The organism is Psychrobacter sp. P11G5 (assembly GCF_001593305.1).
In the GTDB taxonomy this organism is placed as follows: Bacteria; Pseudomonadota; Gammaproteobacteria; order Pseudomonadales; family Moraxellaceae; genus Psychrobacter.
Genome location: NZ_CP012533.1, coordinates 1,493,272 through 1,513,589 on the forward strand (window position 1 = coordinate 1,493,272; position 20,318 = coordinate 1,513,589).

At 42.7% G+C, this 20,318-nt stretch carries 15 protein-coding genes and 1 other RNA gene; 14 read left to right on the forward strand and 2 right to left on the reverse strand.

The features are described 5' to 3' along the window. Positions 1–77 precede the first annotated feature (77 nt). Positions 78–794: an SIMPL domain-containing protein gene (locus AK825_RS06250; RefSeq protein ID WP_068035498.1), complete on the reverse strand. Its 717-nt coding sequence runs from the start codon at positions 792–794 to the stop codon at positions 78–80. Positions 795–1,050: 256 nt separating this feature from the next. On the opposite strand from AK825_RS06250, the gene ffs reads away from it, so the two are divergent. From ffs to msrA, 13 genes are all read left to right on the forward strand, one after another. Continuing rightward, positions 1,051–1,147, forward strand: an RNA gene (ffs, locus tag AK825_RS06255) — signal recognition particle sRNA small type. 207 nt (positions 1,148–1,354) lie between these two features. Then, the gene (locus AK825_RS06260; RefSeq protein ID WP_068035500.1) at positions 1,355–1,951 is read left to right on the forward strand and encodes a LemA family protein; all 597 of its coding nucleotides are present in this window, start codon (positions 1,355–1,357) and stop codon (positions 1,949–1,951) included. A gap of 50 nt (positions 1,952–2,001) precedes the next feature. After that, the gene (locus tag AK825_RS06265) at positions 2,002–4,992 is read left to right on the forward strand and encodes a M48 family metalloprotease (protein WP_068035501.1); all 2,991 of its coding nucleotides are present in this window, start codon (positions 2,002–2,004) and stop codon (positions 4,990–4,992) included. Positions 4,993–5,136: 144 nt separating this feature from the next. Next, positions 5,137–6,030: a hypothetical protein gene (locus AK825_RS06270; RefSeq protein WP_068035503.1), complete on the forward strand. Its 894-nt coding sequence runs from the start codon at positions 5,137–5,139 to the stop codon at positions 6,028–6,030. A 156-nt stretch (positions 6,031–6,186) separates the two neighbouring features. After that, on the forward strand, positions 6,187–7,296 hold the full coding sequence (gene serC / locus AK825_RS06275; RefSeq protein ID WP_068035505.1) for a 3-phosphoserine/phosphohydroxythreonine transaminase: 1,110 nt from the start codon (positions 6,187–6,189) through the stop codon (positions 7,294–7,296). Positions 7,297–7,588: 292 nt separating this feature from the next. Then, positions 7,589–9,421: an extracellular solute-binding protein gene (locus tag AK825_RS06280; protein ID WP_068035507.1), complete on the forward strand. Its 1,833-nt coding sequence runs from the start codon at positions 7,589–7,591 to the stop codon at positions 9,419–9,421. Between the two features lie 178 nt (positions 9,422–9,599). Beyond that, positions 9,600–10,379 (forward strand): hydroxyacylglutathione hydrolase, encoded by a 780-nt coding sequence (gloB, locus tag AK825_RS06285; protein WP_068035509.1) that lies wholly within the window; start codon positions 9,600–9,602, stop codon positions 10,377–10,379. A gap of 42 nt (positions 10,380–10,421) precedes the next feature. After that, positions 10,422–11,492, forward strand: coding sequence for a microcin C ABC transporter permease YejB (gene yejB / locus AK825_RS06290; RefSeq protein ID WP_068035511.1), 1,071 nt, complete (start codon positions 10,422–10,424; stop codon positions 11,490–11,492). Then, a complete protein-coding gene (locus tag AK825_RS06295; RefSeq protein ID WP_068035513.1) occupies positions 11,492–12,574 on the forward strand; it encodes an ABC transporter permease in 1,083 nt (360 codons plus the stop codon). The genes yejB and AK825_RS06295 overlap by 1 nt, the downstream gene beginning before the upstream one ends. 1 nt (position 12,575) lies before the next feature. Next, positions 12,576–14,273: a dipeptide ABC transporter ATP-binding protein gene (locus AK825_RS06300; RefSeq protein ID WP_227514126.1), complete on the forward strand. Its 1,698-nt coding sequence runs from the start codon at positions 12,576–12,578 to the stop codon at positions 14,271–14,273. A 56-nt stretch (positions 14,274–14,329) separates the two neighbouring features. After that, positions 14,330–15,544, forward strand: coding sequence for a low temperature requirement protein A (locus AK825_RS06305; protein WP_068035515.1), 1,215 nt, complete (start codon positions 14,330–14,332; stop codon positions 15,542–15,544). A 133-nt stretch (positions 15,545–15,677) separates the two neighbouring features. Beyond that, the gene (locus AK825_RS06310; RefSeq protein ID WP_068035517.1) at positions 15,678–16,991 is read left to right on the forward strand and encodes an iron-containing alcohol dehydrogenase; all 1,314 of its coding nucleotides are present in this window, start codon (positions 15,678–15,680) and stop codon (positions 16,989–16,991) included. A gap of 177 nt (positions 16,992–17,168) precedes the next feature. Continuing rightward, positions 17,169–18,383 carry a peptide-methionine (S)-S-oxide reductase MsrA gene (gene msrA, locus AK825_RS06315; protein WP_068035519.1) on the forward strand — a complete coding sequence of 405 codons (1,215 nt, stop codon included), beginning with the start codon at positions 17,169–17,171 and terminating at the stop codon, positions 18,381–18,383. 186 nt (positions 18,384–18,569) lie between these two features. Here the strand turns inward: msrA and folE are convergent, their stop codons facing one another. Next, a complete protein-coding gene (gene folE, locus AK825_RS06320; RefSeq protein ID WP_227514127.1) occupies positions 18,570–19,166 on the reverse strand; it encodes a GTP cyclohydrolase I FolE in 597 nt (198 codons plus the stop codon). A 342-nt stretch (positions 19,167–19,508) separates the two neighbouring features. On the opposite strand from folE, the gene AK825_RS06325 reads away from it, so the two are divergent. Next, positions 19,509–20,318, forward strand: coding sequence for an enoyl-ACP reductase (locus tag AK825_RS06325; protein ID WP_068035523.1), 810 nt, complete (start codon positions 19,509–19,511; stop codon positions 20,316–20,318).

Below are 20,318 nucleotides of genomic sequence, written 5' to 3' on the forward strand. Positions count from 1 at the left end.
TGCCCCTTATTTTTGCTTGGAAAATACTGTAATCAAACTAAACTTTAATTAGCTGATGTTTTGCCCACTTAGTTCAATTATTTGGTAAGCTCAATTGTACCGTTAGCGGTGACCGATATTGTACTGTTACCAGACTCAAAGCTCTGACTCGGAACTGATGCATCTGCTGCCTCAGCTTTCATATTCATGCTGCTATACATTGGACGAGGATAGTTGCTACCAGTGTTTAAGCTAACATTCACTACACGATAGCCACGAGCATCCCAAGCGCGTGTTAGATTTTTAGCTTGCTTTTGAAAAGAACGAGAAGCATCAGTCATTAACTTTTGCTCTAGCGCGTCTTTTTTATCATCTGAGACCCCAAAATTTAGATTATCCATCACTAAGGTCTCTTGCAAATCAGCAATAAGCTGGCTAGTCGCTGCAAAATCTGTGCTTTTAAGATCTATATTTGCCTGTCCTGTCCAGCCAATAATTTTGTCGTTTTTATCGTAGCGTGGATAAGTGCGTTGCTGGCCGGTGCTGACTGTCACACTAGGGTAGCGTTTAGCAATTTTCATAGCGTTATTGATTGAAGTGTTGAGAGTCGTGGCCAGTGCTTTAGCATTCGTAGCTTGAGCTTTTTTATACATGCTGGCACGCACTTCATCATTTTGGACTTCTTCTTTAACTTCCGTTTGGAAGCTAAGTTGATCATAACCAGTTGGTTCTGCATGCGCACTGCCCATCATAGCGGTTAGTAGGCAAGCGGTACCAGTAGTAAGAGCTACTTTATTAAGTAAAGTGCTTCTCATAATTATCTCCTAAGTAAAATTAATGATATTGACACAGATCATGTTCAAATAGGAATTGCGATCTATATTAGAAGCTATAGGCATTCATTTTATTTTGTTAGGCATTAGCTTCACTAATTAAAATAGCAAAATTTAGACGAGTCCTTGTGAGAATTTTGTCACTAAATATCGCAATTGTTTGCTATGGTAATTAAACAGTTTTGAGATAGGGGTTGTAATACTGAAAAATTCTTGTATAATCTGCAACTGGTGGCTCCATTGGTAGCCTCGCAACATTGTTCTATGAATCCCGCCAGGACCGGAAGGTAGCAACGGTAATAGTTATGATGTGTGCCGAGGATGTGCTTTTGGAGTCGCTTTTTTTTGCTTAAAATTTGATAACTGCTTTGATAAACCATTTAAAAAGTTTATATGATGTACTAAGCCCTTCATTGCAAAGGGCTTTTTTTGTGCCTGCATTTCGTCTGATTCTGGCGTTTCATTGATTAAGATAGGTTAAAATAATATGTATTAACTTTTATCAACGCTGATATTAATACTGAAAGATTTGAGGCTCATTTATGAAAATATTCGTTTGGCTATTTATTATTATTGTGGTGCTAGTCGTTGTTTTTGGTGTATCGATATTTAACAAGTTGGTACGGGCGCGCAACCAAGCGAAGAATGGCTTTGCACAGATAGATGTGCAGCTAAAGCGCCGTCATGATTTGATTCCAAACTTAGTAGAGACTGCTAAGCGTTATTTAACCCACGAAGAAGAGACACTCAGCCGCGTGATTAGCGCACGTAACCATGCCCAAAGCTTGCAAGACTCTAATAAGCATCAACCAGACTCACTTGAGCATATGGCATTATTTGCTAAAGCAGAAGGTATGCTTTCCAAAGCATTGGGGCAATTCTCAGCTGTCGTGGAAGCGTATCCGGAATTAAAAGCGGACAGTATGATTAAAGAGTTGATGGGTGAGCTCACCAATACAGAGAACCGTATTGGCTTTGCGCGTCAGCATTATAACGATAGCGTGATGTTCTACAACAATGACCGCGAAGTGTTTCCAAACAATCTTATCAGCAGCACCTTTGGATTTCGTCCACTTAGTCCTTTAGTGTTTGAAGACAGAAAGGCCATTGCTCAAGCACCTGTCGTCAATATGGGCTGATGTTTCATTATATTCAGATGCGTTTAGCTATCTTTAAGTCAGGCATATAGATGGATTTTTTTGGTGAACAGCGGACACGTACTCAGCGCAGCCTGTTGCTCTACGGGCTGTTTTTTCTCATAGTATTTGCACATATAGCAGTGGCGCTTGGGGTAATGACGCTGCTGCTTACCCTATTTACTGGTGGTGTGTACTATTGGGCACTGGTACTAGTCATTGTTTGGACGTTGGCTAGCTTTATTGGTGGTAGCTTTTTAGAGTACCGTCGTTTAAAGGCTGGTGGCCGTGCTATTGCCCAGCGCGTGGGTGCCGTGCGTTTGTTTATCGATAACAGCCAGAACACTTGGGAACATAGCAGCGGGGTCGCCCATCAGCATGAGACGGTTGCCAAGGTTCGCTTTAGTGACCGTCATATAGCGGTACGTGATGAGCGTGATTTTCCACCTGTTTATCGGCGTTATTATGAGACTGCCCAGCAGTTGGCTATTGCTTCCGGTCTAAGTATGCCGATTCTCTATGTGCTGCCTGATGAGCAAGGCATCAATGGTTTCGTTGCGGGTCGCCATAGTCAGGATATGGTGTTAGTCGTCACCCAAGGTGCGCTAGATAAACTGTCTGATGATGGGCTATACGGGCTTATAGGGCATGAATATGGTCATATCTTGCATGGCGATGCGACGTTCAATTTGCAGCTGATGGTAGTATTAGCAGGTTTGCAGATAGTCTATGACTGGAGTGATCCTATCAGTAATAACGCCTCTAGTTATAGTCGGCAAGGCAGTTATTTCGATAGCTCGATTAATAGCTCTTTTAATAGTGCTGTTAATCGAGACATGCCTTTGCCACAAAGCGCAATCGATAGTCGTGCGCGCAGCACTGAAGCGCAGACAGAAAGCTTTACTACCCATAGCGATTGGGTATCTTACTGGCAAACCCAATCGAACAGTCATCAGTCATCAGCAAAAAGTCAGTCTAGATGGCTACAAAATAGACCTGTGATTGATCGGCAAGCACCGCGCAGTGTTTGGACATTGTTGTTACATGGGTTGAGTTTTTCGAGTATGGCAAGTGCCCAGCTGATTAAGCATAGCTTTAACCGTCAGCGTGAATTGCTCGCGGATGCGACCAGCGTGCAGCTGACTCGCTCGCCTGCGATTATGGAAACCTTAAAAGCCATTCATCAAGATTCGCTTGGTTCGCGTTTATCAAATATCGCTGACATCAACGGGCTGAGTCATTTCTTTTTCGCCAGCAGTGGGGCGGATCTGGGTGAAGTCTCGTGGTTTGCTACGCATCCTAGCTTAGCTGAGCGCATGAGTGCTATCAATGCAAATGCTTATCATGACTTTGCCATACAAGTTGCACGAGAAAAACGCCTAAATCAGCAAAAGATAAAAAAGATATATGAACAGCGTCGTCTTGGTGATTGGGGAGCAATAAAAGAAAATAGCCTAAGCAGTAATAAGAAAGAAGTTACGCACCAATCTCATATACCTACACCTCAACCAGCATCTGTTGATAATAGTATCATCAATAGTCCTAATGATATCGCTGACAATGAAGCTTCAGCTTTTTCTACTGATGAACCTAGCAGTAAATTGGAAACAGATGTAGGTCTTGAGTTTGTCGTAGAGGAAGATGTGGTTGTTGATGGGCGTTTGCAGGTACATGCAAAAGACATAGGTACTTATCAGCTGTTAAAGCCATGGCAAGCAGAAACTGACAGCGATTTGCCATCAGCAACTTTAATTAGTATTGACGATATAAAAAAGGTCTCGTTACCACAATATGTTCTCAATCACAGTTATCATCCGTTAGGGGCTCAAGCTCTGATTGAGGCCGTCATGCTGTGCCATCAAGGACAGACACTATCTATGACTGGCTTGCATGATTTAAAAGATATTTGGATTGGGCTTTCAAATGATAGTGTGTCTGCTGCTGACACCGATGCTAACACTAAGAATTTCAGTAACCCTCAAATTTTAGCGCATACGCTAGACCATAAATTATTAAAAATAGTGGCGAGTCTTGACCGGCGTTTAGACAGTGCTTTGATTACATTCGCTGTGAAGCAAATCAGTCAGCATAACTTATCAGAAAGCACTATTGATCAATTACGTCTCAAAAGTGAACGCAGTCATAGTAACCAAGCCCATCAACACTATGTAAAGCAGCAAAAGTGCCGTACGATGCTGTTGCGCTATCAACAAGGCCTGCTTGAGTTGTTTGGAAAACAGCTATCAGCTGATCTGACTAAAAGTTTCGCTCATAACGTATCAGCTAAAAAAGATTTAATGGTTAACGAACAGCCAGTACCGACTCATGTAAAAAGTACCTTGATCTCAACTCCAGCGCAGCAAGCTTCACCAATTCTATCGCTATGGCAAGCACTGCATTTACAGCAGTTACGGCCGATATTTTCTGAAGTTTTAAATGATACTGATGTAGATACACAGAGTGAATGGCAACCGCTATTACAGAGGGGTATGAGTGATATATGCGCTCAGCTTGACCCTTCAGGACAGGTGTTTAACGGTCTTAATGTGGTTAAGAGGGCTATATTGACGTTGCTTGCATATCGGCTATCGAAAGATGTCAAAGGTCAAATGATATTGACGTTAGATAGCTCAGTACCTATTTCAGAGTTCGGCTATAATAATGACAGTGTTGCGCACTATATTGTGGATTTACATCGCCATACACGCTTGATTGATATTGATTTAACCACGGTCAGTGATGCAAATTTGCAATGGCTGCTATTAACCGCACAAAATTTAAATAGCATTCAGTTACTGGCCATTATTGACGCTGTTCCTATCTTTCAAACAACTACTTCTAGGGCACCTATAGCAGATACTCAGTCTAAGAATAATTATCGAGAGGGACAACAGGATAGCCATCAAATAGATTATAATGAGTATCGGCAATGGCTAAGTACGTTGCATACGGTGATGTTACACGATACGATAATTAGTCAGGATGAGTACGACTGCTTGATGGTACTCGCAGAGCACTGGTTAGGCGTTCGTCAAATTTTTTGATAAATGTCATTGATTGAAGCTGGGTGAGTGTTTCGCTAGCAAGAAGCTAAATATTTTAGATCGTTTCTCAACATCATTTTTGGCATTGTTTTTGACATTAAAATCTTGTAAACCCATTTTAGATAAGTAGGATAGTAGAGTCGTATGAGTGATATCCAAGAACCGCTAATTGTATTGCAGCGCCGCATGCAGCAACGCCAAATTCTAGCGATGATGGGTATCAATCAGTGGGTGCAGCCGAATTCAGAAACCCTAAATATTGCAGATATTTCTGCGCCTGTTTTACCTGACCCTACTATAATTAATAGCGCCATTCAGTCTACTTCTGCCGATACAACTATTCAACAGCCAAGCATTAGCCGTCCAAATATAGAACATCCAAGTATTGACGCTGCAAACGTTGATCATTCAAATATAGAGTCTGCGGAATCTATATCAGGCATAGTAGATGATGAATCTATTAACCATTATCATGATGACGTTAATGAGCCAAATTTAAGCTATCCTGACGAACAAAGCCCCGTTACCTATAGTTTTGACACGACTGTCCCTGATACCTCTAAGACAGTCGTTACATCCCTTGTAGATTCTGTCGTTCAGCAAGCCGCTATTGCTGACACAAATAGCGCTGAGAATTTTAAGGAAGATAGTTTTAAAGAGGACAGCTTTAAAAAAGTAGCACCATTTGATTTACAAGGTGGTCGCTATGGCGATTGGGTGGTTTTGGTTGATATCCAAGCACTTAATAACAACAGTCAAAAACTGTGGCAAAATATCACGCAAGCACTGTCAATCAGCTGTGAGACAACATCATTTCCTATCTGTGAGGGGATGGATACGGCTGAGCTTGCCAATGCTAGCCTTGCTGGATATGTGTTTAAAATTGGACGCAGCGAAGAGATAAAAGTTGCTGCATTGACTGCGTTGCCTGACGGCCTTGTGCATCCTACTCTGACTACTGTGCCCACATTGGATGAGATGCTCGCTGATAGTAGCCTTAAGCGTCAGCTTTGGGAGCAGTTGTCGAGACAGAGTTAAAGACTTACAGTCTGCTGCAATAGCTATTGAACATAGTGATTAAGAATAAAAATAGAGACAAGACTTACCTTAAGAGGTTTTAAAGCAGCAGTTTGAAGCCTTAGCTTTTAAAACTTATATAACAACGATGATTTCATCATATTTAGGATAATGATTATGACTACCAAAGCCGCTCCTAACCGTGTACCTAATTTTTCAGCGGGACCCGCCACCATACCGACCGCAGTGCTAGAACGTGCGCAAAGTGAGCTACTTGATTGGCAAGGGCGCGGTATGTCAGTCATGGAAGTGAGCCACCGTAGCAAAGAGTACATCGCAATTACCGAAAAAGCCGAAGCTAAATTGCGCTCATTGATGGACATTCCAGACAATTATAAAGTGCTGTTTTTGCAAGGTGGTGCAAGCTTACAATTTTCAGCGATACCATTGAACTTATTAAATGGTGGGCGCGGTGACTACCTGACTACGGGTGCATGGTCAGGTAAAGCCATCAAAGAAGCACAGCGTTATGCCAATCTAGGTCTTGGTGAGATTAATCTAGTGGCAACTGGTAAAGATAGTAACTTTACTGACGTGCCAGCCCAAAGCGATTGGAATATAAGCGAAGATGCTGCGTACTTCCACTACTGCGCCAATGAGACTATTCATGGTTTGCAAATATTTGAGCCACCACAAGTTGATGCACCTCTAATTGCTGATATGTCATCTTCTATCTTGTCACAGCCAATCGATGTCTCTAAGTTTGGGATGATATATGCTGGTGCGCAAAAAAACATTGGTCCAGCAGGATTAATCATTGTGATTATTCGTGAAGACTTATTGGGACAGGCGAGTGAGTGGTGCCCGCTACTAATGAACTACGAGCATCAAGCTGAAAAAGAATCCATGTCAAACACGCCAGCGACGTATTCTTGGTACTTGGCAGGGTTGGTATTTGATTGGTTAGAAGAGCAAGGCGGCGTTGCTGCTATCGGCAAAATTAACCAGCAAAAAGCAGATTTGCTCTACAAAACGATTGATGATAGCAACTTATATAGTAATCCAGTTGATCCTAAGTATCGCTCTATCATGAATGTACCGTTTACGTTAGCAGACAGCAGCCTTGATAAAGTGTTTTTAGAAGAGTCAGAGGCAGCAGGTTTGATGCATTTAAAAGGTCACCGCGATGTGGGTGGTATGCGTGCCAGTATTTACAATGCAGTGTCGCTAGACTGGGTGCAGCAATTGGTTGACTTTATGATAGCATTTGAAAAAAAGCACGCTTAAGTTAGCATAAGCTTTAGAACAAAGGGCGCAGCTTTTATGAGTTGCGTCTTTTTTTATCAAAAATCAACCTTCTTTTTGGATGAGTAGGGCGTTATACCGCAACCGTAACACTGCAAACCATTAGGTTAAAAAACCTAAATTTGTTATGATGAAATTTTGCAGCAATTATGAGAGCTTATGTTGCGCCGTATGTTCTTTTAATTGTCATTTAAGCTGCAATGAATTTTCAGTCATTAAGTAAATTCTGCATAAATCCATTTGGTTTGGTAGAGGGGTTTGTTATAACTTTATTATGATAAAAAATACCATGCTAAAAACTGTCCTGTTAGTGGCAATTGTGAGTTGGATACCAGCCAGTATCGCAGTTCCAATTACCACGACTGCGCTTGGTCATAATAGTACCACTGAGTATATTGATGCGCCCTTTATGCCCTATGCCAATCCAAATGCACCGACAGGGGGTACATTATCGCTTGATGCGCGTGGCACCTTTAATGCTGCCAACAAATGGATGACAACTGGTGTGGCAATGATTGGCACCGATTATCTATATGATACCTTGATGACTGGCTCACTAAATGAAGCTTTTACCATGTATCCGCAGCTGGCAAGCAAGGTGACTTACGACCCTGATGACACCAGCTGGATTATCTATCATATTAACCCTGCCGCACGCTTTTGGGATGGGTCTCCTGTGACCAGTAGCGATGTCAAAGCTACTTATGACGCGATACTGAACAAAGGGCCGATGTATATCCGCAGTTATTTAGGCGATATTAAAGCCATTGAAATTATCGATAAGCAACAAGTAAAGTTTGTCTTTGCCTCAGATAATAATAAAGAGATTTTATTAACAGTCGGGCAGTTTCCTATTTTTGCCAAATCCTCTATTGATGCTAACTTTGAAAAAATCAGCTTAACGCCATTGATGGGCAGCGGTCCTTATAAGTTAGGTCGTGTCGATGCGGGGCGCGCGGTTAGTTATATACGTGATCCCAATTATTGGGGTCGTGATTTGATGGTTAATCGCGGTCGTTATAACTTTGATATGATTAAGTTTGTGTATTATCAAAGTGATGAGATTGCCTTTGAGGGTTTTAAATCTGGGCAATATCGCTTCCGCCCTGAAAACAAAGCCTCTAATTGGGCAACGGGTTACAATTTCCCAGCCGTCAAAGCAGGTATGATTAATAAAGAAACCATAAGTAGTGAAAACCCAGTACCGATGCAGGGTCTAGTGATGAATGTGCGTCGGCCACTTTTTCAAGATATTCGCGTTCGCCAAGCATTGACGGCTGCTTATGATTTTGAGTGGATGAATAAAACCTTGTTTCATGGGCAGTATGAACGCTTGCAAAGCTTCTTTCATGGCTCTGAGCTTGCCGCTACTGGTACGCCATCTGCTGCTGAGATGCAGGTGCTAACACCTTTGTTATCTAAGCTTGAACCAATACAGCGTCAAGCCGTATTAGCAAAGTGGCAACTGCCGACTAGTGATGGTAGCGGCTTTAATCGCAAAGCGTTATTAAAGGCGCGGCAGCTGTTGCTAGATGCTGGCTTTTATTATGACGATATGAAGCTATATCAACCTGATGGTAAGCTTGCTCAGATCGAAATTTTGATGACGGGCGAGACTATGGGACGTGTATTGTTGCCTTATATTCGTAATTTAAAGCGGTTAGGATTTGATGCCACCCTACGTCAAGTGGATGGTCCGCAATATTACGAGCGTGTGCGCCGTTTTGATTATGATATGGTGGTTGATGTATTCGCCCAAAGTTTATCGCCTGGTGCTGAGCAAGCGGCTTTTTGGGGTAGCGCGGCTGCCGATGAGCCTGGTAATAGAAATACAATCGGTATTAAAAACCCAGTTATCGATGAGATAACAGCTGCACTTGCAAATGCTAAGAGCCGTGAAGAGATTGTTTTATATACTAAAACACTCGATCGCCTGCTACGAGCTGGTCATTATTTAGTACCTCTATATGGCAAATCTGCAACCAATGTTGCCTACTGGAATCAATATCGTCATACTGAAAAGCTGCCGACCAACGCTGTAGGCATTGATTATTGGTGGTCAGATAAAGAAGCAGAAGCACGCGTTGATAAATATTTAAGACAATAAGTGACAATGTTTTTAAAGTAACGGTTTTTAGTGATGGACCTTTTTAAAATAACAGCAATTTAAGATATTGATAAGGTTATAAACTAAAAGTATTGGCTATCGTTATTTAACACAGACAAAGTGGTTTAGCCGTTCATGGATAACTAGTAATAGAAATAACTATTGGTAAGGATTTAATATGAGTATTCGTATTCACCCAATTAAAGCGTTCAATGATAATTATATTTGGACATTAATCAATGAAAGTAATAAACAGGCGATTGTCATTGATCCAGGTCAAGCCGAGCCGGTTGTTGCCTATCTAGAAGAGAACCAGTTAGAACTCACCTCGATTTGGACTACGCATCATCACCACGATCACATTGGCGGCGTAGCAACACTGCAAGAGTCTTATCCTATGACGCATTTGGTCGCACACAGCGAGCATACGGTAGACGAAGATCAGACCATTAAAGATGGTAGTACGGTAAGTGCGTGGGGCTGTTCTGCACAAGTATGGGATGTCTCAGGTCATACTGCCAGTCACATGGCTTATATATTAGATATCGACGGCAGTAAGCATTGCTTCTGTGGTGACACCCTGTTTAGTGCTGGTTGCGGACGCGTTTTTACTGGGACGATTGAGCAATTGCATGACAGCTTTAAGCGCTTAAATGAGCTGCCTGCTGAGACGTTACTGTATCCAGCCCACGAATATACTGCTAGCAATCTACGTTTTGGCCTATCTATTGAGCCTGACAATGAGGCGATGAAGCAAGCACTGGCGCAAGCAGAAGAAAAAACCGCACAAGGCATTCCAACTTTACCCGTAACCTTAGAGCATGAGCGTGCAATAAATGTGTTTTTACGGACGCAAGAGCCGAGTGTGATAACAGGCGTAAAGTCTAAAGTAAATATCGAAGATGATAAGTCTTTGACCGTATTTGCAGCTTTACGTGAACTTAAAAACAACTTCTAAATGCTAAGTTGTCATATCTGTTTATTCTAGGAAACCGCCATTATGGGTCGTTATATCTTAAAAAGATTGTTACTGATATTACCGACGCTATTTTTGATATTGCTGGCGAACTTTGTGATTGTACAAGCGGCTCCTGGCGGTCCTGTAGAGCAGCAGCTAGCGCTTATCGAGCAGGGCGCAAAAGACAATGCACTCGGTGGTAATATCGGCGCGGGCAGTGCGGGCGGTAATAACAGTACCTATCAAGGGACTCGTGGTTTATCAGAAGAAATGGTTGCAGCGATTAATGCCCAATACGGCTTTGATAAATCGGCACCTGAGCGCTTTTGGCTGATGTTAAAGAACTATGCTCAGCTGGACTTTGGTGAGTCTTTTTTTAAAGGCCAATCAGTGACCGATCTCATCATAGAGAAGCTACCAGTATCAATCTCGCTTGGGCTTTGGAGTACGTTACTGATTTATATGATAGCCATTCCACTGGGTGTTTATAAAGCCATGCATCATGGCTCGGGGATTGATAAAGCCACCGCTATGCTACTTGCCATTGGGCATGCGATACCTGTATTTGTGTTTGCAGTCATACTACTGGTGTTTTTTGCGGGTGGTAGCTACTGGAATATTTTTCCACTGCAAGGACTAACCTCTGAGAATTTCGATCAATTAAGCGCATTTGGTAAAGTGAAAGATTACTTTTGGCATCTTGCATTGCCACTGCTGGCAAGTACCGTTGGCGGTTTTGCAGGCTTAACCTATTTGACCAAGTTTAGCTTTCTAGAAGAGCTGGGTAAGCAATACGTGCTCACCGCCCGTGCGAAAGGCTTGGGTGAGCGTCAAGTTTTATACGGTCATGTTTTTCGTAATGCGATGCTGATTATTATTGCCGGTATTCCAGCGGCTATCGTTGGAATTTTCTTTGCTGGTAACTTCCTCATTGAAATCATCTTTAAGCTTGATGGTTTGGGGTTGTTAGGTTTCGAAGCCATTCAGCAGCGCGACTATCCAGTGATATTTGGCACGTTATTTATTTTTACCTTGATGGGACTGTTATTACAGTTAATCAGTGATTTAAGTTATCACTTGATTGATCCTCGTATTGATTTTGAGGGGCGCTAATGTCAAGTCATCCATTACCTTCAACGTCCTCAAGCACGTCTGCTATTTCACTAGAAAAAAAACGTCGCCTAAATCCTATTTGGCAGGCACGCCTAAACCGTTTTCGCCATAATCGTCTTGGCGTTATATCGCTGTTTATTTTTTCGGTGATATTTGTTATTTGTATGGCAGCCAATGTGATTGCCAATGACAAGCCGCTGCTGGTGCAGTATCAAGGCGATTACTATTTTCCAGTGTTGAAAGCCTATCCTGAAACAACTTTTGGCGGTGTATTTGAGACCGAAACCAATTACAAAGATCCTGCGGTGCAAACGCTGATTAATGATCAGGGTTATTATGTGATGTCGCTCATTCCATTTGCCGATCAGACGCCAAACGTTGAGCTAGGCATTCCATATCCGGCCGCACCCAATAGTCAGAATTGGCTTGGTACTGATGATATGGGTCGTGATGTGCTAGCGCGGATACTTTATGGCATGCGGGTATCGCTGTTGTTTGGTCTGGCACTGACCCTAGCGGGCGCGTTAATTGGCGTCATCGTCGGTTCGATACAAGGTTATTATGGTGGCTGGGTAGATTTGGCAGGGCAGCGCTTTATGGAAGTGTGGGGCGGTATGCCGCAGCTGTTTATGATTATTATTTTGGTCAGCTTGTTTAGCCCTAGTATTACTATGCTATTTGCGATGATGCTGTTATTCGGTTGGATGGGATTGGTCGGTTTGGTACGGGCAGAGTTTTTACGGGCGCGTAATTTTGATTATGTCCGTGCTGCTCGTAACCTTGGCGTTTCGGACAGTCAAATCATGCTCAGACATATCCTGCCCAATGCTTTAGCGTCAAGCTTGTCGCAGCTGCCTTTTATCCTAACGGCTAATATTATTGCTTTAACAGCGCTAGACTTCTTAGGATATGGCTTACCGCCCGGATCACCGTCACTTGGTGAGCTGATGGTACAAGGAAAAAACAACCTTGATGCGCCTTGGCTGGCCTTATCTGGATTTTTCAGTTTAACCTTTATTTTATCATTGCTAATCTTCGTTGGCGAAGCGCTACGTGATGCCTTTGATCCGAGGCGCTCCTGATATGACAACTGATAAGATGATAAACGCTAATATGATAACTGCTACTAAGCAAAACAACCGTTTAAATAACAGTCATAGCAATGTACAAAACAAGCTCATGCTGGCAGTGGATGAGCTTAGTATTGCCACCAATGCAGGTACTGCTTTAGTCGATAAGCTAACTTATGAGCTTAGGCAAGGGCAAACGCTAGCCATCGTTGGTGAGTCGGGCTCTGGTAAGTCTATTGCCAGTCTTGCGCTGTTGGGCTTGTTACCGGACAGTTTGACCGTTACCGGTGAGGTGCAATTAGCAGATGCAACAGGAATGACTACGTTGCCGATAAGCAATCACAAAACACGTGATGCTGCGCTACGCTCTATCCGTGGTCAACGCATCGGCATGGTATTTCAAGAGCCGATGACGGCGCTTAATCCATTACATACGGTTGCTAAGCAAATCGCAGAGTCTCTGCGTCTCAGCGGTGTACCCAAAAAGCAATGGCGCGAAAGAAGCATCGCTTTGCTAGACGATGTCAATATTAGCGACCCTGCTGATAAGCTGAAACGCTATCCGCATGAGCTATCGGGTGGTCAACGTCAGCGGGTAATGATTGCCATGGCATTGGCACAACAGCCAGATATTTTAATCGCTGATGAGCCAACCACTGCGCTTGATGTGACCTTGCAACATGAAATTCTCGCCCTATTAGATGATCTTAAGAGACAGCATAATATGGCGATGATATTAATCAGCCATGATCTCAATTTGGTCAGGCGCTACAGCGATGAAGTCATCGTCATGCGTCAAGGGCAGACTATTGAGCAGGGGAAAACCGCAGCGGTATTCAGTCAGCCTAAGGCAGAATATACCCGCTCGCTTATCAAACAAGACTTTGGACAAGCGCTGAATTTATTTGAGGATGAAAGTCAGCAACCAACCGTATTGCAGGTCAGCAATTTACAAGTACAGTTTCCAATTGAGAAAAGCTTGTTTGGCAGTACTAAACGTTGGTTCGATGCGGTAAAAGATGTCGATATGATCCTGCAAAAAGGGCAGGCATTAGGTATCGTTGGTGAGTCAGGCTCTGGGAAAACAACAATTGCACTTGCGTTAAGTCAGTTACTCAGCAATCAAACGCGTGTCGGTGGTCGGATACTGGTTAATGGACAGGATATTTCAGCATTGTCCAAGAGCGAGCTGCGTAAGTTCCGCTCACAGATTCAAATGGTATTTCAAGACCCCTTTGCTAGTATCAATCCTCGCATGACGGTCATGCAGATAGTCGAAGAAGGATTATTAGTACAAGGTGTTGATAAAATATCCCGCCAGCAGGCAGTGATGGAGAGTCTTGCTACCGTGCATTTACCGTTAGAGTTTGTGCAACGTTATCCGCATGAGCTATCGGGCGGTCAGCGTCAACGGGTGGCGCTTGCACGCGCACTAATTATGCAGCCAAGTTTATTGATACTGGACGAGCCAACTTCTGCGCTTGATAGTACCACGCAAGTCACTGTGGTCAACTTGCTACGAGAGATTCAGGAAAAACTGCAAATCAGTTATATATTTATCAGCCATGATTTAAAAGTAGTACGCGCGTTATGTCAGCATATTATGGTGCTAAAAGAAGGCATGTGCATAGAGTCCGGACCTACCGAAGATATTTTTAATAATCCAAAACATCCGTATGCGAAGCAGTTATTGCAGGCAAGTATGCTATAGCCTAAGCAGTCAGAATGGAATAGCTATATGAATTTAGATAAATCGGAACACTCTACATGATTGGCAGGCTCAAAATAAAACCCATCCAAGCCCGAGATCCTAATGAGCCAAATCGACCATCAACCACGCTTGAGCTTTTGTTTGATTTAGTCTATGTCATCGCCGTTGCTGCTGCTGCAAACGGTTTCTATGACCGCTTGAGTGAACATGATCTTTCAGGGTTTTTAACCTTTATCGTGGCATTTTTTATCCTGTGGAATGCATGGACCAGCTTTACTTGGTTTGCGTCAGGATATGATCCTGACGACTGGTTTTATCGCATATCAGTGATGTTTCAGATGTTTGGCTCGCTTATGATAGCAGCCAATATCCATCAGTTTTATGAGCAAGGGCTGACATGGATTGGGGTAATGGGCTATGCCATTATGCGGCTGGCGAGTTGTAGTCAGTGGTGGCGTGTCTATCGACAAGTACCAGGACATAAAAAGGTCGCTGGGCGTAGTATAGTCGGTTTATTAACCTTGCAAGCACTCTGGATAATTTGGCTGTTTCTACCCGCATCATTACAAACGCCTGCATTGTTCTTATTTATCGTAGCAGAGTTACTCATGCCTGTATGGGCACGCTCGGAGCAGTTCAACAATTGGCATCCTGGACACATTGCAGAGCGTTATGGCCTGTTGACCATTATCGTATTAGGCGAGGGTGTGGTAGGGGTTAGCAATACGATTCAATATTTTTTAGCCAATTCTTCTTCCGCTGCAAGCTCTATTATGTTTCTAGGCTCAAGCTTAGTAGCATTGGTGTTTTCTTTATGGTGGTTATATTTCATCGTCCCTTTCGATACGATCCTAAACAAAGAACGCCGTCGCCATGATTTGTTTTTATTTGGCTATGGTCATTTCTTTATCTTTGCCTCAATAGCAGGTTTAGGCAGTATGCTTAATTTGGTTACCGAGTCCGTAGCGGGCGATACCAGTGATGGCGCAAATCAAGTCATCTCACAGACGTACGCGATGGGTATGTTGATGGGCATGTTAAGTGTGTTTTTATTGACGCTAACGATACTGCGAGAGTTAATGTGCCGCAAGTCGAGTAACAATATTGTTGCGATGGTCATTGCTTTAATCATTATTGGGCTGAGTTATATTGCTGTGGCGCAAGGTTTGAATATTACTTATGGTATTTGGCTGAGTATTTTAGCGCCTGTAATGATGATTTGGTATTTTGGTCAAGATAATGAGCAATGGTTAGTTAAAGAGAGTAGTTAATAACGATTGAGAACACATCAGTTCACAATAATAGCTGTATTTTAAAAGCTACAGTGTCAAAATGAGATCAAACAGTAGTTAGCTATTATAGCTACTTACACACTTCTTAGCATTTCCGTTTAAAGGATTTTTCATGCCCACAAAAAAAACAAGTATTTCTAAGCTCATTAATACTGATGGTTTGCAGTATGCAGGTTACCTAGCGGTTGCCAAAACTCGAGCTAAGATATTAAATGCCTTCTCACATTTAATGACAATACCAAGGCCTCTATTGTTTGTAGGCGAAGAAGCGTGTGATGAGCTGTGTGACATGATTATCAATGAAGGTGGCCGCAATGTATTCATTGTCACTGATGCTGTGCTAAACAAGCTAGGTGTACCAGCCAAAGTTACTGACTATCTACAAAAAAATAATATTGGCTATCATGTCTATGACTGCATTACACCAGACCCTACTTTTAAAGTGATTGAAGAAGGTTTACGTCAATCTGTGAATGCTAATTGCGATGTCGTATTAGCTATCGGTGGTGGTTCGGTGATTGACGCGGCCAAAATGATTGCTATGTGCCAAAGCAACAACTACAAGCCAAAACAGCTCATTGGACTTTTTAAAGCCAAAAAACCTTGCATGCCACTTTATTGTATTCCGAGTACCGCGGGTACCGGTTCAGAAGCCACTATTGGTGCAGTTGTCTCAGACGATAAAACCCATCAAAAGGCGATCTCTATCGATCCAAAAATGGTGCCATTAGCAGCGGCTATTGACTCGACCATTATGCAAGGTATGCCCGCGCATATTACAGCCGATACCGGTATTGATGTCCTCACCCATGCCTTAGAGGCGTGGATGAGTATAAACGCTAGCGCTGAGACCGATTACTACGCTGCTTCTGCTGTCAAATCAGTTATGCAGTATCTACCGATAGCCTATACAAATGGGGACGATCTCAAAGCCAGAGAAGAGATGGGGATTGCAGCTCATTATGGTGGTATTGCTTTAAATAAAGCAGGTCTTGGTTATGTTCATGCCATCGCTCACCAGTTAGGGGCGTATTATAATGTCCCGCATGGTCGCGCTAATGCGATCGTGCTACCTTATGTACTTGAGCTAAACCGTAAGGCGAGTGAAAAAAGATTGGCAATATTGGCAAGAAAGACTGGTATTATAAAAAGTGGTCAAGCTGATAACGGTGATAACGATGTGGCAGACCATCTTATTGCCCAAGTGCGAGACTTGCTCGAAACAGTAGGTATCAACCCTACTGTTGAAGGTATAAAAACTAGTGATTTTGATAGTATCGCCAAAGCGGCTGCCAAAGAAGTCAGCGATACTTATGCGGTCCCTACTTATATGCAAGCATCAGAGATTAAAGATATCCTAACGAGAATTAAAACAGCGAGTGATGATCGTACCAATAAGGATAAAAATAGCGATAGAGCTGCCTAGTAAACAAAGTTTTATAACGCAAGACATTACTAAATTTGTATACTAGATGCTCTTTATCGGTTGAAAATCTATCAAAAGCTCTTCATATACAACGATATGGGAATCTTTTGGTACTGCCTATCTTTTGGTACTTCCTAAGGGTTCTATAGTTTTATAACGTTACTCTTAGGAACTTCTATGAATCGTAAATTAAAGACAAGCGCTATTATCATAAGTATGGCCGCCAGCAGTATTTTTTACGTCGGCTGTGCTTCTACTGAGAATACTGCCACCGTAAAAAACACCTCCATTGACAACCCTTATGCACCTACTGATCCAAACTTGGCAGTGGCTACGCTAGCTGGCGGTTGCTTTTGGTGCGTAGAAGCGGGTTATGAGAAAATCCCTGGCGTTGTAGAAGTGGTCTCAGGTTATGCAGGCGGCCAGACTGAAAATCCAACTTATAGCACGGTATCGGCAGGTGGTACTGGTCATACTGAAGCGGCGCAAGTATATTATGATCCGACAAAGATTACCTACAATGGTATCGTTCAAGCGCTATGGCGAATTGCTGATCCTACTGATGACAAAGGTCAGTTTGTAGATAGAGGTACTCAGTATCGTCCGGCCATTTTTTATAGCAATGACCAAGAAAAGCAGATAGCAGAAGCTGCTAAGCAATCATTACAAGCTTCTGGTGTTTATAGCAAGCCAGTAGTGATCGAAATTGTTCCTGCTAGCAAATTTTATCCAGCAGAAGAGTATCATCAAGATTATTATAAGAAGAACCCACTACGCTATAAGGCCTATACTTTCAATTCTGGTCGCTACCAGTTTATTGAAAGCGTATATGGTAAGAATTACCAGTTGGATTTCAGTAAGTTTAAACCTACTGCGGCCAGCGCAAAGCCAGAAATGACAAGCAAGGCTGTAAACGGCAAAACAGGCGCTGGTTTTAATCCAGAGACGTTTGTGAAGCCGACACAAGCTGAGCTTAAAAAATCACTAAGTGACATTCAATATAAAGTCACGCAAAAAGACGATACCGAGCGCGCCTTTGATAATGCCTATTGGGATAACAAAGAGCCTGGACTGTATGTAGACGTGGTGTCAGGTGAGCCATTGTATTCGTCTCGTGATCAATACAAGTCTGGCACAGGCTGGCCGAGCTTTACCCGTCCACTGAATGCTAGTCTGGTGGTGGAAAAAGCAGATCGAGGAATATTTGGAACTCGTACCGAGATTCGCAGTCGTTATGCAGATTCACATGTAGGTCATGTCTTTGACGATGGTCCAGCACCTACAGGTAAACGCTATTGCATGAACTCAGCAGCTATGCGCTTTATTCCGTTAGCTCAAATGGAAGAGGCCGGTTACGGCGACTTGATTGCTCAAGTAAAAGCAGTTAGTTAAGGCTGTTTGCTCAGAATTAGAAATCGCTCACTATTGTCTAAATGACATGGTGGGCGATTTTTTTGTAAGAGCTTAGCGATTGTGAATACATCAATTACAGCGACAGCGTATATTAGAAATATTGAAACTGGCACAAAAAAAGGATACTCATGTATCCTTTTTTATTCTTTAGCATTTTGAAAAGACTTAAAACGCCGGTTGACGCTTAGGTACTGCGCCTAAGAACTCATTACGTGCTTGATTATCATGCACGTATTCACCAAGCATCGCTGTACTGCGTGTGGTTGAATGCTGCTTACTAACTCCGCGCATCATCATACACATATGCGATGCATCCATTACTACTGCCACACCGCGACAGCCAGTCACATCCATAATGGTTTGTGCCACTTGTTCACTTAAGTTTTCTTGAATTTGCAAACGACGGGCGAACATATCGACGATCCGAGCAAATTTTGACAAACCTAATACGTGTCCATTAGGCAAATAGCCAATGTGTGCAACGCCGTGAAAGGGCAACATATGATGCTCGCATAGCGAATAAAATTCAATGTTCTGTACTAATACCAACTCACGGTTGGTCGATGGGAATACTGCGTCATTGACAACTTCATCCAAACTTTGATGATAGCCTTGGGTCAAATGAGCAAAGGCTTTTGCCGCGCGCACGGGCGTATCTTCAAGACCAGGACGTGATAAATCTTCGCCTGTTGAGCCAATCAACTGACGATAGGATTCGATACTTTCTTGATATTCTGAGGTTATTATTGGGGTGTTACTCATAAGTTTGGCAGCCATCCAAAATGTAGGTGTAGCTTAACGCTAAATCCTTGGTTATAAACAACGCTTATAAAGGATTTTTATAAAAAGTGTGCAAGCTGGGAAGGGCTGTGATTATACTTGAAATCAGCCCAACTTAATACCGTTATGGACAATGCTTAACGGTTTAATAAATAAGTGCAAAAAATAAGGTGTTATTAGTTTACGACTGTTTACTTAATTTGATTCGTGTATAATAAGCTATCTTTTCTGACATCTTTTTGCTACTTATCTTATAGTAGCTTTACTGATGATATTGAATCACCTTAATTTTAAATCGTCTTAATCGGTCAACAAGGAAACATTATGCTACTGCAAGGACAACGTTTTGTCGTAACTGGCATCGCAAGCAAACTCTCTATCGCATGGGCTATCGCAGAAGCGCTACATCGTGAAGGGGCGTCATTGATCCTAACGTATCCAAACGATAAAATTAAAAAGCGTGTCGATATGGCAGCCGAAAAGTTCGAAGCTGATTTAGTGCTTGAATGCGATGTGGCATCAGACGACTCCATTGCCGCTTGTTTTGAGCAAGTCGCTGCCCATTGGGGTGATGGTATAGATGGTGTTGTCCATGCAATTGGCTTTGCACCGATGGATCAACTTGATGGTGACTTTGTCAGCGCTACCACTCGTGAAGGCAGTCATATTGCTCATGATATCTCAAGCTATAGCTTTGTTGCATTAGCCAAAGCCGCTCGCGAATTGCTGGCTATGCGCCATGGTTCTATGTTGACCTTGACTTATGAAGGTAGTATTTCAGTACTGCCAAACTACAATGTCATGGGTATGGCTAAGGCCAGTCTTGAAGCCAGTGTTCGCTATTTGGCGACCTCTATGGGCGGTGAAGGTATCCGTGTTAACGCCATCTCAGCAGGACCTATTCGTACTCTTGCAGCTAGTGGCATCAAATCTTTCCGTAAAATGCTCGATATCAGTGAGAAGATTGCACCGTTACAACGCAATGTTAATCAGATGGAAGTGGGTAATGCAGCATTATTTTTGCTATCGCCTTGGGCATCTGGTATTACTGGCGAGATTATGTTCGTTGATGCAGGTTTCAATACGGTTGCCATCAGTGAACAATTAATGATGCTTGATGAAGAATCTAAGTAA

Coding starts and splice junctions, on each gene's coding strand:
- AK825_RS06250 (WP_068035498.1), bottom strand. CDS start 794: ATGAGAAGCACTTTACTTAATAAAGTAGCTCTTACTACTGGTACCGCT.
- AK825_RS06260 (WP_068035500.1), top strand. CDS start 1,355: ATGAAAATATTCGTTTGGCTATTTATTATTATTGTGGTGCTAGTCGTT.
- AK825_RS06265 (WP_068035501.1), top strand. CDS start 2,002: ATGGATTTTTTTGGTGAACAGCGGACACGTACTCAGCGCAGCCTGTTG.
- AK825_RS06270 (WP_068035503.1), top strand. CDS start 5,137: ATGAGTGATATCCAAGAACCGCTAATTGTATTGCAGCGCCGCATGCAG.
- serC (WP_068035505.1), top strand. CDS start 6,187: ATGACTACCAAAGCCGCTCCTAACCGTGTACCTAATTTTTCAGCGGGA.
- AK825_RS06280 (WP_068035507.1), top strand. CDS start 7,589: ATGATAAAAAATACCATGCTAAAAACTGTCCTGTTAGTGGCAATTGTG.
- gloB (WP_068035509.1), top strand. CDS start 9,600: ATGAGTATTCGTATTCACCCAATTAAAGCGTTCAATGATAATTATATT.
- yejB (WP_068035511.1), top strand. CDS start 10,422: ATGGGTCGTTATATCTTAAAAAGATTGTTACTGATATTACCGACGCTA.
- AK825_RS06295 (WP_068035513.1), top strand. CDS start 11,492: ATGTCAAGTCATCCATTACCTTCAACGTCCTCAAGCACGTCTGCTATT.
- AK825_RS06300 (WP_227514126.1), top strand. CDS start 12,576: ATGACAACTGATAAGATGATAAACGCTAATATGATAACTGCTACTAAG.
- AK825_RS06305 (WP_068035515.1), top strand. CDS start 14,330: ATGATTGGCAGGCTCAAAATAAAACCCATCCAAGCCCGAGATCCTAAT.
- AK825_RS06310 (WP_068035517.1), top strand. CDS start 15,678: ATGCCCACAAAAAAAACAAGTATTTCTAAGCTCATTAATACTGATGGT.
- msrA (WP_068035519.1), top strand. CDS start 17,169: ATGAATCGTAAATTAAAGACAAGCGCTATTATCATAAGTATGGCCGCC.
- folE (WP_227514127.1), bottom strand. CDS start 19,166: ATGAGTAACACCCCAATAATAACCTCAGAATATCAAGAAAGTATCGAA.
- AK825_RS06325 (WP_068035523.1), top strand. CDS start 19,509: ATGCTACTGCAAGGACAACGTTTTGTCGTAACTGGCATCGCAAGCAAA.